The 21397-nt window shown below is 73.8% G+C and carries 24 protein-coding genes; 10 read left to right on the forward strand and 14 right to left on the reverse strand.

The features are described from left to right. Positions 1-67: 67 nt before the first annotated feature. Positions 68-532, reverse strand: a complete 465-nt coding sequence (locus tag ABTZ17_RS20525) for a DUF4442 domain-containing protein (protein ID WP_352197091.1) — start codon at positions 530-532, stop codon at positions 68-70. A gap of 96 nt (positions 533-628) precedes the next feature. Between ABTZ17_RS20525 and ABTZ17_RS20530 the strand changes: the two genes are divergently transcribed. Next, positions 629-1783: a DUF8017 domain-containing protein gene (locus ABTZ17_RS20530; protein WP_352197092.1), complete on the forward strand. Its 1155-nt coding sequence runs from the start codon at positions 629-631 to the stop codon at positions 1781-1783. 75 nt (positions 1784-1858) lie between these two features. Then, positions 1859-3154, forward strand: a complete 1296-nt coding sequence (locus ABTZ17_RS20535; RefSeq protein WP_352197093.1) for an MFS transporter — start codon at positions 1859-1861, stop codon at positions 3152-3154. A gap of 65 nt (positions 3155-3219) precedes the next feature. On the opposite strand, the gene ABTZ17_RS20540 is transcribed toward ABTZ17_RS20535, so the two are convergent. The 4 genes from ABTZ17_RS20540 to ABTZ17_RS20555 form a co-directional block, all read right to left on the reverse strand. Beyond that, a complete protein-coding gene (locus ABTZ17_RS20540; RefSeq protein ID WP_352197094.1) occupies positions 3220-4062 on the reverse strand; it encodes a spermidine synthase in 843 nt (280 codons plus the stop codon). A 42-nt stretch (positions 4063-4104) separates the two neighbouring features. After that, positions 4105-4950 (reverse strand): patatin-like phospholipase family protein, encoded by an 846-nt coding sequence (locus tag ABTZ17_RS20545; protein ID WP_352197095.1) that lies wholly within the window; start codon positions 4948-4950, stop codon positions 4105-4107. A 190-nt stretch (positions 4951-5140) separates the two neighbouring features. Beyond that, a complete protein-coding gene (gene tuf / locus ABTZ17_RS20550; protein ID WP_352197096.1) occupies positions 5141-6319 on the reverse strand; it encodes an elongation factor Tu in 1179 nt (392 codons plus the stop codon). A 98-nt stretch (positions 6320-6417) separates the two neighbouring features. Then, entirely contained in the window at positions 6418-6621 is a 204-nt protein-coding gene (locus tag ABTZ17_RS20555) for a hypothetical protein (RefSeq protein ID WP_352197097.1), read from the reverse strand. Between the two features lie 281 nt (positions 6622-6902). Here ABTZ17_RS20555 and ABTZ17_RS20560 point away from each other — a divergent pair, with 281 nt between their 5' ends. The 5 genes from ABTZ17_RS20560 (at position 6903) to lnt (ending at position 11173) form a co-directional block, all read left to right on the forward strand. Next, positions 6903-7607 (forward strand): TVP38/TMEM64 family protein, encoded by a 705-nt coding sequence (locus ABTZ17_RS20560; protein WP_352197098.1) that lies wholly within the window; start codon positions 6903-6905, stop codon positions 7605-7607. A 54-nt stretch (positions 7608-7661) separates the two neighbouring features. Continuing rightward, on the forward strand, positions 7662-8534 hold the full coding sequence (locus ABTZ17_RS20565) for an undecaprenyl-diphosphate phosphatase (protein WP_352197099.1): 873 nt from the start codon (positions 7662-7664) through the stop codon (positions 8532-8534). A gap of 145 nt (positions 8535-8679) precedes the next feature. Continuing rightward, entirely contained in the window at positions 8680-8859 is a 180-nt protein-coding gene (locus ABTZ17_RS20570; RefSeq protein ID WP_352197100.1) for a DUF8839 family protein, read from the forward strand. A gap of 68 nt (positions 8860-8927) precedes the next feature. After that, positions 8928-9395, forward strand: coding sequence for a nuclear transport factor 2 family protein (locus ABTZ17_RS20575; RefSeq protein WP_352197101.1), 468 nt, complete (start codon positions 8928-8930; stop codon positions 9393-9395). A gap of 38 nt (positions 9396-9433) precedes the next feature. Then, positions 9434-11173 (forward strand): apolipoprotein N-acyltransferase, encoded by a 1740-nt coding sequence (lnt, locus tag ABTZ17_RS20580; RefSeq protein WP_352197102.1) that lies wholly within the window; start codon positions 9434-9436, stop codon positions 11171-11173. On the opposite strand, the gene ABTZ17_RS20585 is transcribed toward lnt, so the two are convergent. Then, positions 11148-12053, reverse strand: coding sequence for a Gfo/Idh/MocA family protein (locus ABTZ17_RS20585; RefSeq protein ID WP_352197103.1), 906 nt, complete (start codon positions 12051-12053; stop codon positions 11148-11150). The two genes, lnt and ABTZ17_RS20585, sit on opposite strands and share 26 nt — an antisense overlap. A gap of 77 nt (positions 12054-12130) precedes the next feature. Between ABTZ17_RS20585 and ABTZ17_RS20590 the strand changes: the two genes are divergently transcribed. Together ABTZ17_RS20590 and ABTZ17_RS20595 are read left to right on the forward strand one after the other, a co-directional pair. Next, complete coding sequence (locus ABTZ17_RS20590) at positions 12131-12655, forward strand: DinB family protein (protein WP_502994763.1); 525 nt, start codon at positions 12131-12133, stop codon at positions 12653-12655. Positions 12656-12728: 73 nt separating this feature from the next. Next, complete coding sequence (locus tag ABTZ17_RS20595) at positions 12729-13307, forward strand: hypothetical protein (RefSeq protein WP_352197105.1); 579 nt, start codon at positions 12729-12731, stop codon at positions 13305-13307. A gap of 63 nt (positions 13308-13370) precedes the next feature. Here the strand turns inward: ABTZ17_RS20595 and ABTZ17_RS20600 are convergent, their stop codons facing one another. The 8 genes from ABTZ17_RS20600 to ABTZ17_RS20635 form a co-directional block, all read right to left on the reverse strand. Continuing rightward, on the reverse strand, positions 13371-13889 hold the full coding sequence (locus ABTZ17_RS20600; RefSeq protein ID WP_352197106.1) for a phosphoheptose isomerase family protein: 519 nt from the start codon (positions 13887-13889) through the stop codon (positions 13371-13373). A gap of 85 nt (positions 13890-13974) precedes the next feature. Beyond that, positions 13975-14652, reverse strand: a complete 678-nt coding sequence (locus ABTZ17_RS20605) for a uracil-DNA glycosylase (protein WP_352197107.1) — start codon at positions 14650-14652, stop codon at positions 13975-13977. 85 nt (positions 14653-14737) lie between these two features. Beyond that, a complete protein-coding gene (locus tag ABTZ17_RS20610) occupies positions 14738-16318 on the reverse strand; it encodes an ABC transporter substrate-binding protein (protein ID WP_352197108.1) in 1581 nt (526 codons plus the stop codon). Between the two features lie 153 nt (positions 16319-16471). After that, entirely contained in the window at positions 16472-17266 is a 795-nt protein-coding gene (locus tag ABTZ17_RS20615; RefSeq protein WP_352197109.1) for an SDR family oxidoreductase, read from the reverse strand. Positions 17267-17327: 61 nt separating this feature from the next. Further along, positions 17328-18089, reverse strand: coding sequence for a 3-oxoacyl-ACP reductase FabG (gene fabG, locus ABTZ17_RS20620; protein ID WP_352197110.1), 762 nt, complete (start codon positions 18087-18089; stop codon positions 17328-17330). Between the two features lie 144 nt (positions 18090-18233). Further along, on the reverse strand, positions 18234-18617 hold the full coding sequence (locus tag ABTZ17_RS20625) for a DUF3037 domain-containing protein (RefSeq protein WP_352197111.1): 384 nt from the start codon (positions 18615-18617) through the stop codon (positions 18234-18236). Beyond that, positions 18614-19453, reverse strand: a complete 840-nt coding sequence (locus tag ABTZ17_RS20630) for a HipA family kinase (protein ID WP_352197112.1) — start codon at positions 19451-19453, stop codon at positions 18614-18616. The genes ABTZ17_RS20625 and ABTZ17_RS20630 overlap by 4 nt, the downstream gene beginning before the upstream one ends. A gap of 137 nt (positions 19454-19590) precedes the next feature. Beyond that, positions 19591-20244, reverse strand: a complete 654-nt coding sequence (locus ABTZ17_RS20635) for a TetR/AcrR family transcriptional regulator (protein ID WP_352197113.1) — start codon at positions 20242-20244, stop codon at positions 19591-19593. Between the two features lie 131 nt (positions 20245-20375). Here ABTZ17_RS20635 and ABTZ17_RS20640 point away from each other — a divergent pair, with 131 nt between their 5' ends. Next, positions 20376-21377, forward strand: a complete 1002-nt coding sequence (locus ABTZ17_RS20640; RefSeq protein WP_352197114.1) for an NAD(P)-dependent alcohol dehydrogenase — start codon at positions 20376-20378, stop codon at positions 21375-21377. Positions 21378-21397: the final 20 nt, after the last annotated feature.

Consider the following 21397-nt stretch of genomic DNA (forward strand, 5'->3'; position numbering starts at 1 on the left):
ACCCCGGACTCCCTCAGAACCACGCCAAGTTTGAACGCAACCTCATCCACGACAACAACCAGGACTACTACCGCCACGTCGCCGACGGCACCTGCAGGGTCCAGACCACGGTCATCTCGCCGGTGACGGCCTCGTCCTCGCGCCGGATGCTGATGGCCACGGGGAACTCGGGGCGGCCGCCCGCGTCGAGTTCGGCGACGATCTCGGCGGCCGGGCGGCCGAGGGTGGCGGTGGCGGTGACCACGCCCTTGGCCAGCTTCTTGTAGCCGATCTCGGCCTTGACGGCCAGCGGCACGGCGCGGGAGAGCTGGTCGCCGAAGGCGGCCAGCACGATGGCGCCGCTGGCGGACTCGGCGAGGGTGAACATCGCTCCGGCGTGCGGGCCGCCGATGTGGTTGTGGTACGCGGGCTGGTCCGGCAGGCGCACCACGGCACGCTCCGGGGTGGTCTCCAGGAACTCCAGGTTCAGCGTGCGGGCCATCGGCACGGTCGCGGCGAGGAGTTCGCCCACGTTCATCTGGTCAGCGCTCATGGGGCCTGATGTTACCCACGAGTAGCGCGCCTTGGCCAGAGCCGGCCCGGGGGCGGCCGTGGCCTCCGCACCCCTCCCCCCTTATGGTTACTCGCCATGTGGCCAGAACAGCAGCCGCCCGGGGGCGAGCAGAACGCGCAGAACGGGCAGCCGAACCCGTACCAGCAGCCGGGGCAGCCGAACCCGTACCAGGCAGGGGCCCCGGACCGGCCCGGCGCCCCGCAGCCCGGCGGCTACGGCTACCCGCAGCAGCCGCCCGCCGACACCGCGCCCGACGGGTACCCGCTCCAGCCGCCGGCCCAGGCCGGCGCGTACGGCTACCCGCAGCAGCCCGCCGAGCCGGCCGCCGGCCAGGCCCACCCGCAGCAGGCGTACCAGAACGCCGGCCCGTACGGGTACCCCCAGCCGCCCACCGTGGACGCCTGGGGCTACGGGCAGCAGCCGCCGGAGCCGCCGAAGGGCCGCAACACCACCAAGATCGTCGCCATCGGCGCGGCGGTGGCCGTGGTCGTGGCCGGTTCGGTGACGGCCGGTCTGCTCATGAACAAGAAGGACGACGACAAGAAGCCGACCGCCGACGGCAAGCCCAGCGCCTCGGCCCCCGCCGCCTCCGCCTCGCCCTCCGGCAACCCGCGGGCCGGCGCCGCCGGACTCAAGCCGACCGTGGAGGGGTGGAAGGTCGTCTTCAACCCCAAGTACGGGGTGGCCTTCGACGTGCCCGCCGAATGGGCCGTCGACCCCTCCGGCACCTCCCGGGGCTTCGCCGACGCCAAGAAGAACGACGGCATGCCCGTGGTCAGCATGTCCGGCACCGCGGTCCTCAAGGAACAGTGGTGCACCGAGGACTCCGACAAGGACGGCTACGCGGAGAAGACCAGCCTCGCCGAGGCGGGCACCAAGGGCGGACAGGGCGCCAAGAACACCGAGGAGGCCGTCCGCAACGAGGCAGGCAACTGGGTCTGGGCCGGGTTCGCCCAGAAGGAGCCCAAGGGCACCGTCAAGGTCTCCAAGGCCAAGGCGTACACCACGGCCTCCGGTCTGAAGGGCCACTACGCCACCGCCCGGGCGGCCGGCGTCAAGAAGGCCGGCAAGTGCGACACCGACGGCAAGTCGATCGCCTTCAGCTTCAAGACCGCCAAGGGCGACTTCGCGAGCTTCGTCTTCTTCGGCGTCGACTCGGTCAAGGGCGAGTACTCCTCCACCAAGGCCAAGAAGATCCTCAAGACGGTCCGCCTGGTCACCGCGTCGTAACCGCACCCGCCGGGGGCCGGCCTCCCGTCCGTATTCCATTTGGCGGACCGGCCCCCCGCCGGGAATAGTGCACCGGTGACCCCGCGTACCACCGCCGGCCGCCCCGCCTGGGCCGGCCGCAACTACACCCTGCTGACCACCTCCGCCGTCATCACCACCCTGGGCAGCCACGGCGCCCTGGTCGCCTCGGCCTTCGCCGTCCTGGAGACCGGCGGCAGCGGGGCCGACGTCGGCCTCGTCGCCGCCGCCCGCACCCTCCCGCTCGTGCTGTTCCTGCTGATCGGCGGCGCCCTGGCCGACCGGATCCCGCGGCACCGTGTCATGGTCGCGGCCAACGCCCTCAACTGCGTCTCCCAGGGCGTCTTCGCCGTGCTGGTGCTGACCGGCGAGGCCCGGCTCTGGCACATGATGCTGCTCTCCGCCCTCGGCGGCACCGGGCAGGCCTTCTTCAGCCCCGCGGCCGAGGGAATGCTGCTGTCCACCGTCACGGGCGAGCAGGCCAACCGCGCCTTCGCCCTGTTCCGGATGTCCGTCAACGGCGCGGGCATCGGCGGCGCGGCCCTCGGCGGCGCCCTCACCGCCGCCATCGGGCCGGGCTGGGTCCTCGCCGTGGAGTCGGTGGCCTTCGCCCTCGCCGGCGGCCTGCGGGCCTTCCTCGACGTCGGCCACGTCCCCGCCCGCGCCCCCGGCGGCGGACTCCTCTCCGACCTGCGCGAGGGCTGGCAGGAGTTCAGCGGACGCCCCTGGCTGTGGAGCATCGTGCTCCAGTTCTCCGTGGTGGTCGCCGTGGTCGGCGCGGCCGAGTCCGTGTACGGACCCCTGGTCGCCCGCGAACACCTGGGGGGCGCCGCCCCCTGGGGCATCGCGCTCGGCGCGTTCGGCGTGGGCACCATCGGCGGCGCCCTGCTGATGATGCGCTGGAAACCGCGCCGGCTGCTCTTCACCGGCACGCTGTGCGTGTTCCCGCTGGCCCTGCCCTCGGCCGGCCTGGCGGTACCGCTGCCGGTGTGGGCCCTCTGCCTGGTGATGCTGGTCAGCGGAGTCGCCATCGAGGTGTTCGGGGTCAACTGGATGACCGCCATGCACCAGGAGATCCCGGAGGAGAAGTTCTCCCGGGTCGCCGCCTACGACTGGTTCGGCTCGGTGTCGATGGTCCCGCTGGCCACCGCACTGGCCGGGCCCGTCGAATCCGCCGTGGGCCGCTCCACCGCGCTCTGGGGCTGTGCCGCCCTGGTCGTCCTGGTGACGGCGGCCGTGCTGGCCGTCCCCGACGTCCGCCGGCTCACCCGCCGCCCCGCCCCGGCCCGCACCACGGCCCCCGGCGCCGCGTCCGAGGCGGCCCCGGCCGCGGCGGTCGGGGCGAAGGCATGACGGCGTGACGGCGTGGTCGGGAACGCCCGGATCGGGTCGCTTCCGGGGTCCGCCCGGCCGTGCGCTCAGAGGCTGAAGGCGCCCGAGGGGGGTTCCGGGGAGGGAGCCGCCTCCGCGTCGTGGACCGGGCGGGCGCCGGCGCGCAGGCGGCCCAGGGCGATCCCCTCCTCGACGCGGGCCGGGAAGGGGTCGGCGGCGCACCGGCGGGCCAGGCCCGACAGGTCGGGCGCGGTGTGCGCCGCGAGCAGGAGCACGTTCCCGAACCGCCGACCGCGCAGCACCGCCGGCTCGGCGACCAGCGCCTGGAAGGGGAACGCGGCCGCGAAGTTCGCCAGCTGGGAGCGGAGGAAGTCGAAGGGGGCCCCGTCGGCCAGGTTCGCGGCGTACAGACCGCCGGTCCGGACCACCCGGGCCGCCTCCCGCGCGTACTCCACGGAGGTCAGCTGCGCGGGCACCCGCGAACCGCCGAACACGTCCGCCACCAGCAGATCCGCGGATCCCGCCGGGGCGGCCTCCAGCCAGGCGCGGGCATCGGCGGCGTGCACCTCGACGCCGCAGCCGGCGGGCAGCGGCAGCGCCTCGGCGACCAGCTCCAGCAACGGCCCGTCCGCGTCCACCACCCGCTGCCGGGAACCCGGCCGGGTGGCCGCCGCGTAGCGGGGCAGGGTGCAGGCCCCGCCGCCCAGGTGCACCAGGTCCAGCGGCCGGCCTTCCGGAGCCGCGCAGTCGAGGACGTGCCCCAGCCGGCGCAGGTACTCGAACTGCAGGTGCAGCGGGTCGTCGAGGTCCACGTAGGACTGCGGCGCCCCGTCCACCGTCAACAGCCAGGCCCGGTCCCGGTCCACGTCGGGCAGGAGCCGGGCGGTGCCCCCGGCCACGGCACGGATCACCGGTATCGCTTCGTCCACCCGCCCATTGTGACGGCTCCCGGGGCCGGAGGGGACCGCCGGTCAGTCGGACCAGACGGCCGCCGCCTCCGCGGCGTGGGCGGCGGCCTGGGCCAGGCCGGCGCGGGCCGCCGGGGCCCGACGGGCCGGGTCGAGGACGTTGCGCCCGAAGGCCCTGCGGGACTCCTTGTCCGGGGTGATCAGCAGCACCCGGGCGCCGGCCGCCCGCAGGGACTCGACCTGCGCGCGGGGCGGGGTCAGGTGTTTGGCCCCGAGGCTCATCGGGGCGAGCACCACCACGCGTTCGTACCCGGCGGCGAGGTCGGCGTTGGCGGCGGAGCGGATCCCGCCGTCGATGTAGCGGGCCCCGTCGACCGTGGCCGGGGGCCACACCCCCGGTACGGCGCAGCTGGCGCAGACCGCGTCGAGGAGTCCGGCGCCGTCGGAGCCGTCGAACGCGCGCAGTTCCCCGGTGTCCGCGGACACGGCGGTGACGAGCAGCCGCCGAGCGGGCCACTCCCGGGAGACCAGGCGGGCGGCGAGCACCCGCCGGCGGTCGTCCTCCGGTCCGGTACGGGCGGCCAGGGCGGCGGCGCCGACCCGGCGCCGGAACTCCTCGGGTCCGCCGGCGCGGAGCAGGGCGAGCCCGTGGCGGGCGAGCACACCGGCACCGAGTCGGGCCGCGGTCTCCCCGGCGGGGTCGACGAGCTGGCGTTCGTACAGGGCGGCGGGCGTGAGGAGCCCGGAGGTGAGCTGGGCGCCGACCACGGACCCGGCCGAGGTGCCGACCACCAGGTCGGCGGTGCCGAGATCGGTGCCCGCGGCCGCCAGCCCGTAGAGGATCCCGCACTCCCACCCGATGCCGGTGAGGCCGCCGCCGCCCAGTACCAGTGCCGTCCGCCCGCCCATGCCGTCCCCTTTCCCGTGCCGTCCGTGCGGGCGGCACGGTGCCGACCCGTGGTGACGGCAGTCTGTCCCACCGGGCCGACCGGCACCACGGCGCCCCGGGCCCCTCTTGCCCGCGGCAGGGGTCCGCGGCGGGGTCCCGCGACGGCTCGGGGAGTCGCCGCGGGACCCGCGCGGGTCGGCCCGTCGCGGTTCAGAGGACCTCGGTCACCGTCCCCGCCCCGACCGTCCGCCCGCCCTCCCTGATGGCGAAGCCGAGGCCGGGCTCCAGGGGGACCGCCCGGTCCAGGGTCACGGTCATGAGCACCGACTCCCCCGGCCGCGCGGTCCCGGTGCCGGGCAGCTCGACCCGCCCCGCCAGGTCGGCGGTGCGCAGGTGGAACTGCGGCCGGTACCCGCTGGACAGCGGGGTGGCCCGGCCGCCCCGCCGGCTCGGCAGCAGGTCGACCCGGGCGGTGAACACCCGGCGGGGCGTCACGCTGCCGGGGGCGGCGGCCACGTGCCCGCGGCGCACCGCGCCCCGGGGCACCCCGCGCAGCAGCAGCGCGCAGTTGTCCCCGGCCTCCGCCCGCTCCATGGGGCGCCCGAAGGTCTCCAGTCCGGTGACGACGGACTGCACGGGGACGCCGTCCCCGCCGAGGAGCTCGATCCGGTCCCCGGGGCGCACGGTGCCGCGCTCCAGGGAGCCGGTGACCACGGTGCCGCGGCCGGTGATGGTGAGCACGTTCTCCACCGGCAGCAGGAACGGGGCCTCCGTGTAGCGCACCGGGGTGGGCACGTAGGTGTCCACCGCGTCGAGCAGCGCCTCCACGGCGGCGACCCAGCGCGGCTCCCCGCGCAGGGCGCCGAGCCCGGAGACCCGTACCACCGGGACCCGGTCCCCGCCGTAGCCGTGCGCGGTGAGGAGTTCGCGGACCTCCAGCTCGACCAGGTCGGTGAGCTCGGGGTCCCCGGCGTCGGCCTTGTTGAGGGCCACCACGACGTGGTCCACGCCGACCTGCCGGGCGAGGAGCACGTGCTCGGCGGTCTGCGGCATGACCCCGTCGAGGGCCGAGACGACCAGGACGGCCCCGTCGAGCTGGGCGGCGCCGGTGACCATGTTCTTCACGTAGTCGGCGTGGCCGGGCATGTCCACGTGGGCGTAGTGGCGGGTCTCCGTCTCGTACTCGACGTGGGCGAGGTTGATGGTGATGCCGCGGCGGGCCTCCTCGGGGGCCCGGTCGATGCGGTCGAAGGGCACGTAGGAGGCGCCGCCCCGGTCGGCGAGGACCTTGGTGATGGCGGCGGTGAGGGTGGTCTTGCCGTGGTCGACGTGCCCCATGGTGCCGATGTTCAGGTGGGGCTTGGTGCGGACGTAGGCCGTCTTGGACATGGCTGTGCCTGTTCCTTCCCGGAACGCGGAGCGGAAGCGGGACCCCTGGATCCGGCCGACCCTCCCCCTGTGGGGTCCGCCGGACGTTCCGGGAAGGGTCAGCTTCGTGCGCCGCCGAAGGGCAGCGGCCGCGCGGTGGCCGCGGGGGCCGTGACGGCCGCGGTCGACGCCGTGGATTCGGTCGCCGCCGCGGGCAGGAGGGCCCGGGGGGCCGTGGGGCCGGGCACGGCGGGGCCGGTCGGGACGGCCTTCGGCGCGTCCGCGTCGGCGGACGGCGCTGCGAGGAAGGCGAACCGGCTCATGCCCCGATGCTGCCCGCCCCGGCCGCCCCCCGTCGAACTGTTTTCCGTTCCGGCCCGCCCGCTCCGCCGCCTTCCCGGCAGTTCGGTCCGCCGCGCGGGGCCCCGCCGGGTCGCCCCGCCGCGGGCTCGCGGCCCGGACGGCGGCCGATCCGCGCCCGGCGGGACGGTGGCGTCGCGGCGCGCCGGGCGGCACCGTCCCGCCGTTTTCCCGCCGCCTGTTGTTCACCGGGATGAGGCAAGGATTACGGCGATCACACGGACGGGTCGGTTAGTCTCCCCGGATGTCTCTCCTGTTCGCCCCCTGGGCTCGGCTCGCGCTGCTCGTCCTGCTGCTCGCCGCGGCGGGCACCGGCGTCCTCGTGTACGAGCCGCAGCGCCTGCTGTCCGAGGGCTGGCAGCCGAGCCTGCCCGCGGGCCCGGCGGTGCTGCTGTTCGCCGTGGGGTACGGACTGTGCACCGCGGCCTTCGTTCCGCGCCCGCTGCTGAACCTCGCCGCCGGGGCCGTGTTCGGCTCCCAATTGGGGCTCGTCGCCGCCGTCGGCGGCACCGTGCTCGGGGCGGCCGCGGCCTTCGGGCTGGGCCGGGTCCTCGGGCAGCGGGCGCTCCGCCCCTACCTGCGGGGACGCTGGCTGACGGCCGTGGACGGACAGCTGAGCCGGCACGGGTTCCGGTCCATGCTCGCGGTGCGGATCTTCCCCGGCGTGCCCTTCGCCGCGGCCAACTACGGCGCCGCCGTCTCGAAGATGAAGTGGCTGCCCTTCCTCCTGGCCACCGCCATCGGCACGGTGCCCAACACGGCCGCGTACGTGCTCGCCGGTTCCAGCGCTTCCTCGCCCACCTCCCCGCTGTTCCTGGCGTCCTTCGGCTTCATCGCCGTGTCGGGCCTGGTCGCGGCCGTGGTCGGATGGCGCAAGCGGCACCGGCTCGCCGCGGTCGCGACCCCCGCCGGGACCCCTGTGGTCGGGAGCGCCGTCTCCGGGCCCTAGCATCTGACCCGCACCTCCCCGACGATCACTCTCTAAGGACGAGCGCAAGCCGACATGAGCTGGTTCGAATCCCTAATCCTCGGGCTCGTCCAGGGCCTCACGGAGTTCCTGCCGATCTCCTCCAGCGCCCACCTGCGGCTGACCGCAGCGTTCGCGGGCTGGCACGACCCCGGAGCCGCCTTCACCGCGATCACCCAGATCGGCACCGAGACGGCCGTCCTGATCTACTTCCGCAAGGACATCGCGCGGATCCTCTCGGCCTGGTTCCGGTCGCTCAGGGACAAGCGGATGCGCTCCGACCACGACGCACAGATGGGCTGGCTGGTCATCGTCGGCTCCATCCCGATCGGTGTCCTGGGCATCACCCTCAAGGACCAGATCGAGGGCCCGTTCCGTGACCTGCGGCTGATCGCCACCACCCTGATCGTCATGGGCATCGTGCTCGGCATCGCCGACCGCCTCGCGGCCCGCGACGAGACCGGCGGCCGGCACCGCGCCATCCGGGAGCGCAAGACCCTCAAGGAGCTGGGCGTCCGGGACGGCCTGATCTTCGGCGTCTGCCAGGCCATGGCACTGATCCCCGGCGTCTCCCGGTCCGGCGCGACCATCTCCGGCGGTCTGCTCATGGGCTACACCCGGGAGGCGGCGGCCCGCTACTCCTTCCTGCTGGCCATCCCCGCCGTCCTCGCCTCCGGCGCCTACGAGCTGAAGGACGCGGGCGAGGGGCACATCTCCTGGGGTCCCACGATCTTCGCCACCGTGATCGCCTTCGTGGTGGGCTACGCGGTCATCGCGTGGTTCATGAAGTTCATCACCACGAAGTCGTTCATGCCGTTCGTGATCTACCGGATCCTCCTCGGCATCCTGCTGTTCATCCTGGTCGGAGCCGGTGTGCTCAGCCCCCACGCGGGCGAGTCGGCCGGCTGACCGGGGCACCGGGCGCCCTCCGCGGGGTCCGACCGGGAACGTCCGCACGTTCCCGGTCGGGCCCCGCGTCGTTGTGCCTGGCGGAGCCGGCCCCGGGAAGCGGGGCGCGGCGGGAAGTCGGCGAGGACGAGCAGGGGGTGTCCGGATGAAGCGGCGCGTGGTGTTGGAGCGGTTCCCGGCAGGGAGTCCCCGCGGCAGCTGGCCCGCGGAGGAGTACGCGGCCGAGCGGCTGCGCGAAGGGGTGGCGGCGGAGGTGGTGATGGACCTGGACTCGGACGCCTTCCTGGTGGTGGTGCGCCAACGCGAGGCGCGTTCCGGCCACTGACCGGGCCACCGGGATCCGGTCCCCGCACGCCCCTTGGCCTGGCGGGTCCGCTGTCCCACACTGACCCGATGACGCAGCGTGTGGACCTCGCGACGGTAATGGACCGGCTGGCGGTGGACGGTGTCGTCACCGGGTACGCGGTGGCGGTGGACGACGGCGACTGGACGGCGTACCGGGCGCTGTTCACCCGGGACGGCCGGGCCGACTACCGGGAGGCGGGCGGGATCGAGGGGTCCGCGCCCGCGGTGGCGGACTGGTTGGCGGAGACGATGACGATGTTCCCGGTGCGCCAGCACCTGATCGTCAACCGGCGGATCACCCTGGAGGACGCGGACGGGGCCCCCGGGGACCGGGCCGAGGTCCGCGCGGACTTCGTGAACCCCATGCGGCTGACCGGCCCGGAGGACCCGTCCACCGCGCCCAACTTCATCGCGGGCGGCCGGTACACCTTCGAGCTGTCCCGGACCTGGGAGGGCTGGCGGCTGCGCCGGGTGACGGTGCACGAGAAGTGGCGGCACCACACGGCGGCGGGCTGAGCCCGGCCCCACACTGGAAGCCGAACGGGAGGAGCGGCATGCGATTCCTGACGGGTTCCGGCGGCCCGACGGCCGCCGGTGGCGGCACGGACCCCGGAGGTACGGGCCCCGGTGGCGGGGACGGCGGTGGCGCGGACGGCGCGGGTACGGATCCCGGGGCCGCGGGCACCGGACGCTCCGGGACGCGCCCCGCCGCGCCCTCCGGGGCCGGCCGGTGGTACCGGCGCCCCGGGGCACGGCTGCCCGCGGCGCTCCTGGCCGGTGCCCTGCCCGCCCTGGCCTTCCCGGCGCCCTCGCTGTGGTGGTGGGCGTACGGGGCGCTGGTGCCGTGGATGCTGCTGCTGCGGACGGCCCCCACCGGTCGGCGGGCCGCGCTGGAGGGCTGGCTCGGCGGGCTGGGTCTGGTGGTGGCCCTGCACCACTGGCTGCTGCCGAGCCTGCACGTGTTCCTGCTGCCGCTGGCGGCGCTGCTGGGCGTGCTGTGGATCCCCTGGGCGCTGTTGGTGCGGGCCCTGCTGGCCGGCCGGCCGCGGGCCCGGCGGGCGGCGGCCGCGTTGGTGCTGGTGCCCTCGGGGTGGCTGTTGTCGGAGCTGGCCCGGTCCTGGGAGGGGCTGGGTGGACCGTGGGGGTTGCTGGGGGCGAGCCAGTGGCAGGTGCCCGCGGTGCTGCGGGTGGCCTCGGTGGGCGGGGTGTGGCTGGCGGGCCTGCTGGTGGTGGCCGTGAACACCGCGCTGGTCCTGCTGCTGACCGGCCCCCGGTCGCCGCGGGTGGCGGTGGCCGGTGCGGCGGGGCTCGCGGTGTGCGCGGCGGGTACGGTTGCCGCCTGGGCGTGGGCCCCGCAGCCGCGTGCGTACGGCGCGCTGCGGGTGGCGGTGGTGCAGCCGGGGGTGGTGGCGGGCCCGGACAGCGTCGAGCGCCGGTTCACGGAGGCGGAGCGGCTGACGCGACAGCCCGCCCTGCGCGGGGTGGACCTGGTCGTGTGGGGCGAGTCGGGGGTGGGCGCGGACCTGGACGCCCGTCCGGACCTGCTGCGGCGGCTCACCGCGGCGGCCCGGGAGGTGGGGGCGCCGCTGCTGGTGAACGTGGACGCGCGCGCGGACGCCCGGGGCGACCGGCCCGCCGGGATCTACAAGAGCGCCGTGCTCGTGGACGGGCGGGGCCCCACCGGTGACCGTTACGACAAGATGCGGCTGGTGCCCTTCGGGGAGTACGTGCCGGCCCGGGAGCTGCTGGGTTGGGCCACCTCGGTGGGCCGGGCCGCGGGCGAGGACCGGCGGCGGGGGGCGGCGCCGGTGGTGATGGAGCTGCCCGGGCGGCCCGGGGTCCGGATCGGTCCGCTGGTCTGTTTCGAGTCGGCCTTCCCGGACATGAGCCGGTACCTGGCGGGCCACGGGGCGGACCTGATCGTGGTGCAGTCGGCCACCTCGTCCTTCCAGGACAGTTGGGCCCCCGCCCAGCACGCCTCCCTGGGGGCCTTGCGGGCCGCCGAGACGGGCCGCCCGGTGGTGCACGCGACCCTCACCGGGCAGAGCGCCGGCTACCTGCCGTCCGGGGCCCCGGCCGGCCCCCCGCTGGGCACCTCCGCGCGGGCCGCCACGGTGTACGGGGTCCCGCTCGTGACGGGCCGGACCCTGTTCGTCCGCTACGGGCCCTGGCCGGTGTACGCGGCCCTGTCGGCGTTGGCCGCGGCGGGGCTGGTGGGCCTCGCGGGGCGGGGCCGGCGCACGGCGCGGGACGGGTCGGGGCCCGGGGTCAGCGGGCGTCCTCCAGGGCGGTGAGCACGATCCGCTCGCACAGTTCGTGGGTGAGGAGGGCGTCCCGGGCATCGAGGAGCTTGCCGGCGGCGACGGCCTCCAGGAAGGAGTCCACGACCTGCTCGATGCCGCGCTGCCGGGCCACGGACACCCAGTCCCCGCGGCGGCGCACGGTGGGCTGGCCGCGGTGGTCGACGATCTCGGCGAGGTTGCGGACCTCGCGCTTGGTGTCCTGTCCGGAGACCTCCAGGACCTCCTCGGTGGAGCCGGAGAGCCGGTTCATGATGCCGAGGGCGGTGAACCCGTCGCCGGCGAGCTGGAGCACCACCTGGTGCATGAGCCCGTCGCGCACCACGGCGCGGACGTCGATCCGGTCGGCCTCGCCGGGGAGCAGGAAGCGCAGGGTGTCCACGACGTGGATGAAGTCGTCCAGGACCAGCGTGCGGGGGTCCTCGGGGAGCCCGACGCGGTTCTTCTGCAGGACGATGAGGTCGCGGGGCATTTCCAGGCACTGGGCGTAGCCGGGCGCGTGGCGGCGGTTGAAGCCGACGGCGAGCGACACCCGGCGTTCCTCGGCCAGTTCCACGAGGCGGCGGGACTCGGCGTAGGTGTAGGCGAGGGGCTTGTCCACGTAGGTGGGGACGCCCGCCTCCAGCAGCCGGGTGACGATCTCGGGGTGCACGGCGGTCGGGGCGTGCACGAAGGCCGCGTCGAGGCCCTGGGCGAGCAGCCCGTCGAGATCGGTGTGGCGGCGGTCGGCGGGGACGTGGTGCCGGTCGCCGACCTCGTCGAGGGTGGCCGGGGTGCGGGTCTGCAGGTGCAGTTCCACCCCGGGCCGGGCGGTCAGGACCGGCAGGTACGCCTTCTGCGCGATGTCTCCGAGTCCGATGCAGCCGACCTTCACCGGGGGCCTCCCTCTGCGTGCCGCTGGATGTCCCCCGCAGCTTAATCCCTGGTGCCGGACCTGCGTGTTCGCGGAGGATGACGGTCATGACGACGATCACCGAACGCATCTCGCCCGCCACCACCGCCGCCGAGCGGGAGATGTTGGAGGGCTGGCTGGACTTCCACCGGGCCACCCTCGCCCGGAAGTGCGCGGGCCTCACCGACGAACAGCTCCGGCGGCCCTCCGTGGCCCCCTCCGGCCTGACCCTGCTGGGTCTGGTCCGCCATATGGCCGAGGTGGAGCGGTGGTGGTTCGCGGAGGTGATGGAGGACCTGAAACTGCCCGACCTGTACTCCACGGAGGAGGACCGGGACGGCGATTTCCACGTCACCGAGGAGCACACCTGGGCGGAGGCCGAGTCCTCCTGGCGGACGGAGATCGCGCGGGCCAAGGAGATCTCGGCCGCCCACGGACTGGACGACCTGTCGAAGAACCTCAGCCGCAAGGGCGAGCCCTTCAACCTGCGTTGGATCTACACCCACATGATCGAGGAGTACGCCCGCCACAACGGCCACGCGGACCTGCTGCGCGAGTGTCTGGACGGCGTCACCGGCGAATGAGCGCTCACCCGTGCGGGGTCAATATCCGCCGCGGGTTTCCCGGACCGGGGCGTCACACAGCAGAGTTGCGCGGGTGCATCGAAACCGAACGACGACGACGCTGCTGCTCGGGGTGGCCTGCGCGGTCTCTGCGGTCTCCGGCTGTGTGAACGTGAACCCCGTGGCGGTGCAGCCCGCCGCCTCCGCCGAGCCGCCGCGGCACGATCCCCGGGGCGGGGCCGCTCCCCTGCCCGTGGTGGTGCAGGCACCGGCCCTGGAGGCCCTCCAGGCGGTGCCACCGGACCGGCCGGACGGCAAGGGGGACGCCGGGGCCGCCCCGGCGGGCGCGGCCGCGGCCGGCAGCACGGACCGGGGCGCTCGGGAGCCGGTGATCCCCGCGGCGGACCTGCCCGCCGACCCGCAGCCGCCCGCCGCCGAGGCCCCCGCCCGGGAGCGGACCCGGAGCGGCGCCGGGGAGGGCGAGCGCGGCGGGAACGGGGACCGCGGCCGCGAGGAGCGCCCGGCCGGGCCGGGGGCCCGGCCCCCGAAGCTCAAGGACCTGCCGAAGGTGCCGGTGGACGCGGGCGACGTGTGCGCGCTGGGCCGCCGGTACGGGCAGTGGAAGAAGGACAGCCCCGAATCGCGGATCTGCTCGGGGGTCTACGGGCAGTGAGACCGGCCCGGGGCCCGGCGGCGGGTGCCGCCGGGCCCCGGGCGTCGCGGTACCGGAACCCCGTCAGGGGTGCTGGCCGGGGAAGGGCCGGGGCCCCGCCCCGGGCCCCCGCGGACCCGCCACCCGCAGTTCCAGCCGGGCGATGGCGGCCCGGATGCCGTCGCCGTAGCCGTCGTCCGCGAGGACCGTGGTGGCGGCGCGGGCCCGGGCCAGGTGGATCCGGGCCGCTTCGGGGCGGTCCAGCTTCACGTAGTCGGCGGCGAGGTTGAGGTGCAGCGAGGGGTAGAAGGCCCGCACCTGGGCGGCGGGCCCGTACGGGACCTCCTGCTCCGCGTCGAGCCCGTCCGCCGCGTTCAGGGCCCGCAGGTCCCAGGCCAGTTCGTCGGCGGGATCGTCCTGTGCGTCGGCCAGGTAGTGCGCCAGGGTGCAGCGGTGCAGTCCCTCGCCGTCCGCCCCGAGCTCGGCCCACAGGGCGCCGAGGCGGTTGCGGGCCTCTTCCCGGTCACCGGCATGGAGCAGCATGACCGCTTGGCCGATCCTGGTCATGACGGCGTCCCCGGACGCCTCCTGCTGCTCCGTCACCGCGGCCTCCCGGACCTGTCACCCGATGTGATCATCAAGACGCTATCCGGAGGGGCCGGCAATCGCGCTCAGGCGCGTGGCGGCGTCAGCCGAGGTCGGGGATCCGCCAGTCGATCGGCTCATGGCCCTGGGCGGCGACGGCCGCGTCGATCTGGGTGAAGGGCTTGGAGCCGAAGAACTTCTTCGCGGACAGCGGGGAGGGGTGGGCCCCCTTCACCACCACGTGCCGCTCCTCGTCGATCAGGGGCAGCTTCTTCTGGGCGTAGGCCCCCCAGAGCACGAACACGGCCGGGTCGGGGCGGGCCGACACGGCGCGGATCACGGCGTCGGTGAACTTCTCCCAGCCCTTGCCCTTGTGCGAGTTGGGCTCGGCCTCGCGGACGGTGAGGACGGCGTTCAGCAGGAGGACGCCCTGCCGGGCCCACGGCATCAGGTACCCGTTGTCGGGGACGGGCAGGCCCAGCTCGGCGTTCATCTCCTTGTAGATGTTGCGCAGGGAGGGCGGGGTCCTCACCCCCGGCTGCACGGAGAAGCACAGGCCGTGGCCCTGCCCGGCGCCGTGGTAGGGGTCCTGGCCGAGGACCAGGACCTTCACCTCCTCGAAGGGGGTGGCCTCCAGCGCGGCGAAGACCTGCTCGCGCGGGGGGTACACCGGCCCGTTGGCCCGCTCCTTCTCCACGAACTCGACGAGTTCCCTGAAGTAGGGCTTGTCCGGCTCCTCGCCGAGGACGGGGAGCCAGGACTCGGGCAGGATCTCGGTCACGTCAACAACCTCCGGTAGCGCTCGCGCCGCGTTCTGCGCGCTGCGTTCTGCGGTAGAACCTACCGGGGGTCACTGACAACGGCCGCTACCAGCTGGTCTTGCGGTACAGCTCCCACATCTGCATGACCGTCTGCGGGTCGAGGGCGCGTTCGGCGCCCGCGATGTCCTCGCCGGCGGCCACGTACAGCTTGCCCTGCCAGAGCGGGAGCAGACGGACGTCCTCGGCCAGGATCTCCTGGGCCCGCGCGAACTGCTCGTCCACGGCCCCGCGGTCGCTCTCGCGGCGGGACTTGGGGAGCAGGACGTCGGTGATCTCCTTGGCCTCGTACGGGGTGCCGACCGCGTTCTCCTTGCCCACGAAGGGCGCGATGAAGTTGTCGGCGTCGGGGAAGTCGGGGAACCAACCGCGGCCGAAGACCGGGTACTCGCCGTTCTTGTAGCCCGCCTGGAACTCGGTCCAGGGCACGCCCCGCAGCGAGACCTTGAACAGGCCGCTGGCCTCCAGCTGCCGCTTCAGCTCGGCGAACTCGGCGGCGGTGGACGAACCGTAGCGGTCCGTCGTGTAGTACATGCTCAGCTCGACCTTGTCGGTGATCCCCGCCTCACGGAGGATCTTCTTGGCCTTGGCGGCGTCCGGGTGCCCGAAGCGGTCGTAGAAGGGCGTCTTGTGGCCCGAGAGGCCCTTGGGGACCATCGAGTACAGGGGCTCGGCCATGCCCTGGTAGACCTTGCTGACCAGGGTGCCGCGGTCCACGACCTGGGCGACGGCCTCCCGGACCTCCTTCTTGGCGGAGTTCGGGTCGGCGGGGTTGAAGACCAGGTAGCGGATCTCCTGTCCGACGTTGTCCACCAGCTGGACGCCGGCCTTGCGGCCCGCGGAGGAGCGCAGGTCCTGGATCTCCTGGGCGGTCAGACCGCGGTAGATCGCGTCGATGTCCTTCTTCTTGAGGGACTCGACCATCACGTCGGAGTCCTTGAAGTAGCGGATCGTGACGGACTGGTTCTTGATGTTCGCGAAGCCCTGGTAGCCGCTGTAGCGGGTCAGCTGGGCCTCCTTGCCGTCGTACCCGTCGAGCAGGTACGGGCCGGAGCCGGTGACCTTGCCGTCGGTGCGCAGCCGGTCGGCGGGGTAGTCCTTGGGCGCGACCAGGGAGGCGGCCGGGGAGCCGAGGACGAAGGGGAAGGTGGCGTCGGGGGTCTTGAGGTGGAAGACCACCGTGAGGTCCCCGCTGGCCTCGACCTTGTCCAGGCTGCCGAAGAGGTCCTTGGGGCCGTACTTGTGGGCGATGGTGCGGATGCGGTCGAAGGAGTACTTCACGGCCTTGGCGTCGAGGGCCTCGCCGTTGGAGAACTTCAGGCCCTTGCGCAGGGTGCAGCGGTAGGACTCGTTGCCGGAATCGGTGAACTCGCAGTTCTGGGCCGCGTCGGGAGCGGGCTTGGCCGCTCCGGTCGGGAAGCTGAGAAGGGTTTGGTAGATGTTCCGGTACAGCTCCCAGGAACCGTCCCAGGCCGCGGCTGGATCGAGGTGGGTGGGCTTGCTCGTCGTCCCGACGACGATCTTCTGATTGCCCTTTTCGTCGTCTTCCGAAAGCAGGCCGCAACCGGCGAGCAGGGATATGGACGCAAGGGCCGCAGCGGTCTGCAGACATCTGGTCCGGTTGAACACGTGCACGCTCCTCGATCAGCCATGGGATCGGCGAACGATACCGCAGTGCCCCATGAATCCAAGGGGGGAGGATCCATGGGGCACTTGACCGGTTCCGCACCCATTAGGGATGCATTTGACCCCGGCCTCTCCACCCGGCTGTCCGTTTATCGGTCACCCGACTCCGGCATTCAGAAAAATTCCCCCATCGACGACCAGCGTTTGCCCGGTGATCCATTCCGCTTGCGTGGACGTGAGGAATGCGGCAGCACCGCCGATATCGGCCGGAACGCCCAATCTGCCGAGCGGGTAGCCCGCCGCGGCCTCCGTTTCGCGCCCCTCGTAGAGCGGCTGCGCGAACCTGGTCTTCACCACGGCCGGCGCGATGGCGTTGACCCGCACCACGGGGGCCATCTCGTGCGCGAGCTGCTGGGTCAGGTTGATCATGGCGGCCTTGCTCATGCCGTACGCGCCCACGAAGGGCGAGGCGGAGAGCCCGGCGATCGAGGCGATGTTCACGATCGCCCCGCCGTTCTCCTTCTGCCAGGCGTGCCAGACCCGCTGGGCGAAGCCGAGGGCGGAGATCACGTTGGTCTCGTAGACCTTCCGGGCCACGGCCAGGTCCATGTCGGCCAGCGGGCCGAAGACCGGGTTGGTCCCGGCGTTGTTCACGAGGAAGTCGATCCGGCCGAAGGCGGCCATCGCCCGGTCGACCGCCACGGCCTGGTGGGCCTCGTCATGGGCCTTCCCGGCCACTCCCATCGCCCGGTCCGCTCCGAGGCGCTCCACGGCCTCCTTGAGGGCCTCCTCGTTGCGTCCGGTGATGCAGACCCGGTCGCCGCGGGCCACGAGGGCCTCCGCGATGCCGTAGCCGATGCCGCGGCTCGCCCCGGTGACCAGGGCGACCCTCCCGCCCTCGGGGGCCTCATGGGGGCCCTGGGCGGCCGTCCCGTCCTGTGCTGCGGTCATGCCCCTGCTCTCCTTCCGGTGCTTCCGGTGCCTTCCGGTCCTTCGGGTACCGCGGGGTCCGTCAGGAGAGCGGGCCACCGGCGATGTACATGACCTGACCGGAGACGAACCCGGCGGCCTCGCCGGTGAAGAAGGCGATGGCGTTGGCCACGTCCTCGGGGCGGCCGACCCGCTGCACGGGGATCTGCGTGGCCGCGGCGGCCTGGAAGTCCTCGAAACCCATGCCGACGCGGGCGGCGGTCTGCGCGGTCATCTCGGTGACGATGAAGCCGGGGGCGACGGAGTTGGCGGTGACGCCGAACTTGCCCAGCTCGATCGCGAGGGTCTTGGTGAAGCCCTGCAGGCCGGCCTTGGCCGCGGAGTAGTTGGCCTGGCCGCGGTTGCCCAGCGCGGAGCTGCTGGAGAGGTTGACGATCCGACCGAACTTGGCCGCCACCATGTGCTTCTGACAGGCCCTCGACATCAGGAACGCACCGCGCAGGTGCACGTTCATGACGGTGTCCCAGTCGGGCTCGCTCATCTTGAAGAGGAGGTTGTCGCGCAGCACGCCCGCGTTGTTCACGAGGATGACCGGCGCCCCGAGCCGCTCGGCCACCAGCTCGACCGCGGCCTCCACCGCGGCCGCGTCCGACACGTCGCAGCCCACCGCCAGCGCGGTGCCGCCCGCCGCCGTGATCGCCTCGACGGTGTCCTTGCACGCCGCCTCGTCCAGGTCGAGTACGGCGACGGCACGGCCCTCGGCGGCCAGGCGCACGGCGGTGGCGGCGCCGATGCCCCGGGCCGCCCCGGTGACGATCGCGACGCGCTGCTCGGTGGTGGACATGCTGGTTCTCCTCGCCCTCGGGACACGGCCGCCCATCGGTGAGCAACCGCTTAGTAGGTTCAGCGCTGGAGACGCTAGAAGCCCTGGCACCCGGTGTCAACGCCACCCGGCTGCCAGGGCTCCGACCCGCGGCCGTCCGTCGGTTCAGCGCACGAGGAGATCGAGCAGCCGCTCCACCTCGGCCTCCGGATCGAGGGTGAGTCCCGTGTGCACGGGGCCGGGCTGGACCACCGTGCTGCGCGGGGCGATCAGCCACCGGAACCGGCGACCGGCGTCGTCCCCGGCCGCCTGACCGGCCGCCTCGCCCCCGCCGCAGACGCCCCGGACGGCGCCCAGCGCGGCCCGCACCCCGGCCACGTCGGCCGCCGGGTCCAGGGCCAGCAGCTTGGCCTCGTCGAGGTGGGTCCGGGCGGCCACGAAGGACTTGGCCCGGCAGTACACGATCACACCGGCGTTGAAGCACTCCCCGCGCTCCATCCGGGGGACGACGCGCACCAGCGCGTACTCGAACACGTCCCGCTTGCTCACTCGCTGTCGCTCTTCTTCTTGTGGGGCCATTCGGCCAGGTGGTCGGTCAGCCAGCCCGGCGGGCCGGACGGGGCCTTGACCGGGGCCTCCATCGAGATCCGCTCGTGGATGGTGGCCGCGCGCGGCAGCAGCGTATCCACATAGGCGCGGCGGACGTCGTCCGGCGAATCGAACCCGGGCTCGTCGACGAGCCACGCGTCGGGCACCTCGGCGGCGATCCCGTCCAGCAGTTCACGGGTGATCAGCGGGGCCAGTTCGGCCGCCGCCGCGCGGTAGTCCGGGCCCACCGGGGCCAGCGCGTGGTCGGAGGCGTTGTACGGCTTGGCCGCGGCGACGGCGGCGCCCTTCCAGTTGTGGTGCCAGATCATCGTGGCGCCGTGGTCGATGAGCCACAGTTCCCCGTGCCAGACCAGCATGTTGGGGTTGCGCCAGGACCGGTCCACGTTGTTGATCAGGGCGTCGAACCAGACCACGCGACCGGCCTCGACCGGGTCCACGGTGTAGGCGAGCGGGTCGAAGCCGATCGAGCCCGGCAGGTAGTCCATGCCGAGGTTGAGCCCGCCGCTGGCCTTGAGCAGCTCCTGGACCTCCTGGTCCGGTTCACCCAGACCGATGACGGGGTCCAGCTGGATGGTGACCAGTTCGGGGATCCTCAGACCCAGCCGCCGGGCCAGCTGCCCGCAGATCACCTCGGCGACCAGGGTCTTGCGACCCTGCCCGGCTCCGGTGAACTTCATGACGTACGTGCCGAGGTCGTCGGCCTCGACGATCCCGGGCAGCGAACCACCCTCCCGCAGGGGTGTGACATAGCGGGTCGCCGTCACTTCTGTAAGCATTTTCCCAGGTTATCCATTCGTCGAGCCACGCGATCGAAGGACCGCTCAGCCGCGGAGCGCGGGGTGTCCGCGGTCAGCGTAGGCGCCGGGGGCTCCGGGCCCACCGGGATTCCGGAGGGCCCGGGGCGGGACCGACATCAGGACCGCTCGGCCGCGAGCCGGGCCTCCAGACCGTCGAGGAGCAGCTCCAGCCCGTAGCCGAATTCGGCGCCGTAGGTGTAACCGGGACGCAGCACGTGCTGTTCCGCCACCTCGGCGAGGTGCGGGTACTCCCCCACCGGGAAGGCGGCCAGCAGGTCGCCCACCGCCTCCTCCACGTCCTGCGGGCCGAAGGGGAGGGCGGCCTCGGTCAGGGCGAAGCCGTAGACGTAGCTGTCCAGCAGGGAGTAGGCGTGCGCGGCGAGCTCCACGGAGAAGCCGCCGCCGCGCAGGGTGCCCAGCACGGCGTCGTGGTGGCGCAGCGTGGCCGGGCCCGGGTGGGACCGGGACTCCATCACGCCGGTGGCCCAGGGGTGCCGGTTCAGGGCGGCCCGGGCGCTGTGCGCCCGCGCGGACAGCGCGGACCGCCAGTCGGTGTCGCGGGGCGGCAGGTCGATCTCGGCGAAGACGGCGTCGACGATGCCGTCGAGGATCGCCTCCTTGTGGGGCACGTGGTGGTAGAGCGACATCGGTTTGACCCCGAGGCGGTCCGCGAGGGCGCGGATCGTCAGCGCCGCCACTCCCCCCTCGTCCGCCAGCACGATCGCCGCTTCCAGCACCCGCGCCCTGCTGAGGGGAACCTGCTGGGCCACTGCTCCGCCGTCCTTTCCGATGGGTTGACTCCTGCGGCCAGGGTACCGTACTAAGTACGTCGTACTTAGTACGGCAGCGGTCGCGACGGGCGACGGCGGACGGGCGGGACGACGGAAGGGCGGTGGCCGACATGGCCGACACGAACGACGCGGCGGCGGCAGGGGACATGCGGGCCGTGCTCCAGCGGGGGTACGGCGGCCCGGAGGTCCTGGAGTACGGCCGGGCCGCGAGACCGGTGCCCGGGCGGGGCCGGGTGCTGCTGCGGGTGGCGGCGGCCGGGGTGGACCGCGGGACCTGGCACCTGATGGCGGGCCGCCCCTACGCCGTGCGGGCCGCCCTCGGCCCGCGCCGCCCGCGCGACCCCGCCACCGGGCTGGACGTGGCGGGCACCGTGGTGGCCGTGGGCCCCGGGGTCACGGACCGGCGGGTGGGCGACGAGGTCTTCGGCACGGCGCGCGGCTCCTTCGCGGAGTACGCCGTGACCCGCGCCGACCGGATCGCCGCCAAGCCCGCGCGGCTGGGCTTCGAGGAGGCGGCGGTGCTGGCGGTGTCGGGGCTGACCGCGCTCCAGGGGCTGCGCACGGCGGGCCGACTGCGGTCCGGGCAGCGGGTCATGATCACGGGCGCCTCGGGCGGGGTGGGTACGTACGCGGTGCAGCTGGCGAAGGTGTTCGGGGCGGAGGTGACGGCCGTCTGCGGGCCCGCCAAGGCCGAGTTGGTGCGGTCACTGGGCGCCGACCGGGTCCTGGACTACACGCGGGAGGACGTCACCGCCGTGGACTCCCGCTACGACCTGGTGCTCGACCTGGCGGGCAGCCTGCCGGTGGCCCGGCTCCGCCGGGTGCTGACCCCGCGCGGCACGCTGGTGGTCGCGGGCGGCGAGGACGACGGGAACTGGCTGGGACTCCACCGGCAGTTCAGGGCCCTGGTCACCTCGCCCTTCACCCGGCAGCGGCTGACGGCGCTGGTCAGCCTCCAGAACCGGGCGGGGCTGGAGGAGCTGGCGGAGCTGGTCGCGGCGGGTTCGGTCACCCCGTCGATCGGGGCGGTCTTCCCCCTGGAGCGGGCCGCGGAGGCGCTGGAGCTGCTGGTCTCCGGCGGGGCCCGCGGGAAGATCGCCCTGACGGTGTGAGGCCCCGGGCCCCGCGGTCC

The sequence above is a fragment of the Streptomyces sp. NPDC097619 genome, assembly GCF_040302735.1.
Classification (GTDB): Bacteria; Actinomycetota; Actinomycetes; order Streptomycetales; family Streptomycetaceae; genus Streptomyces.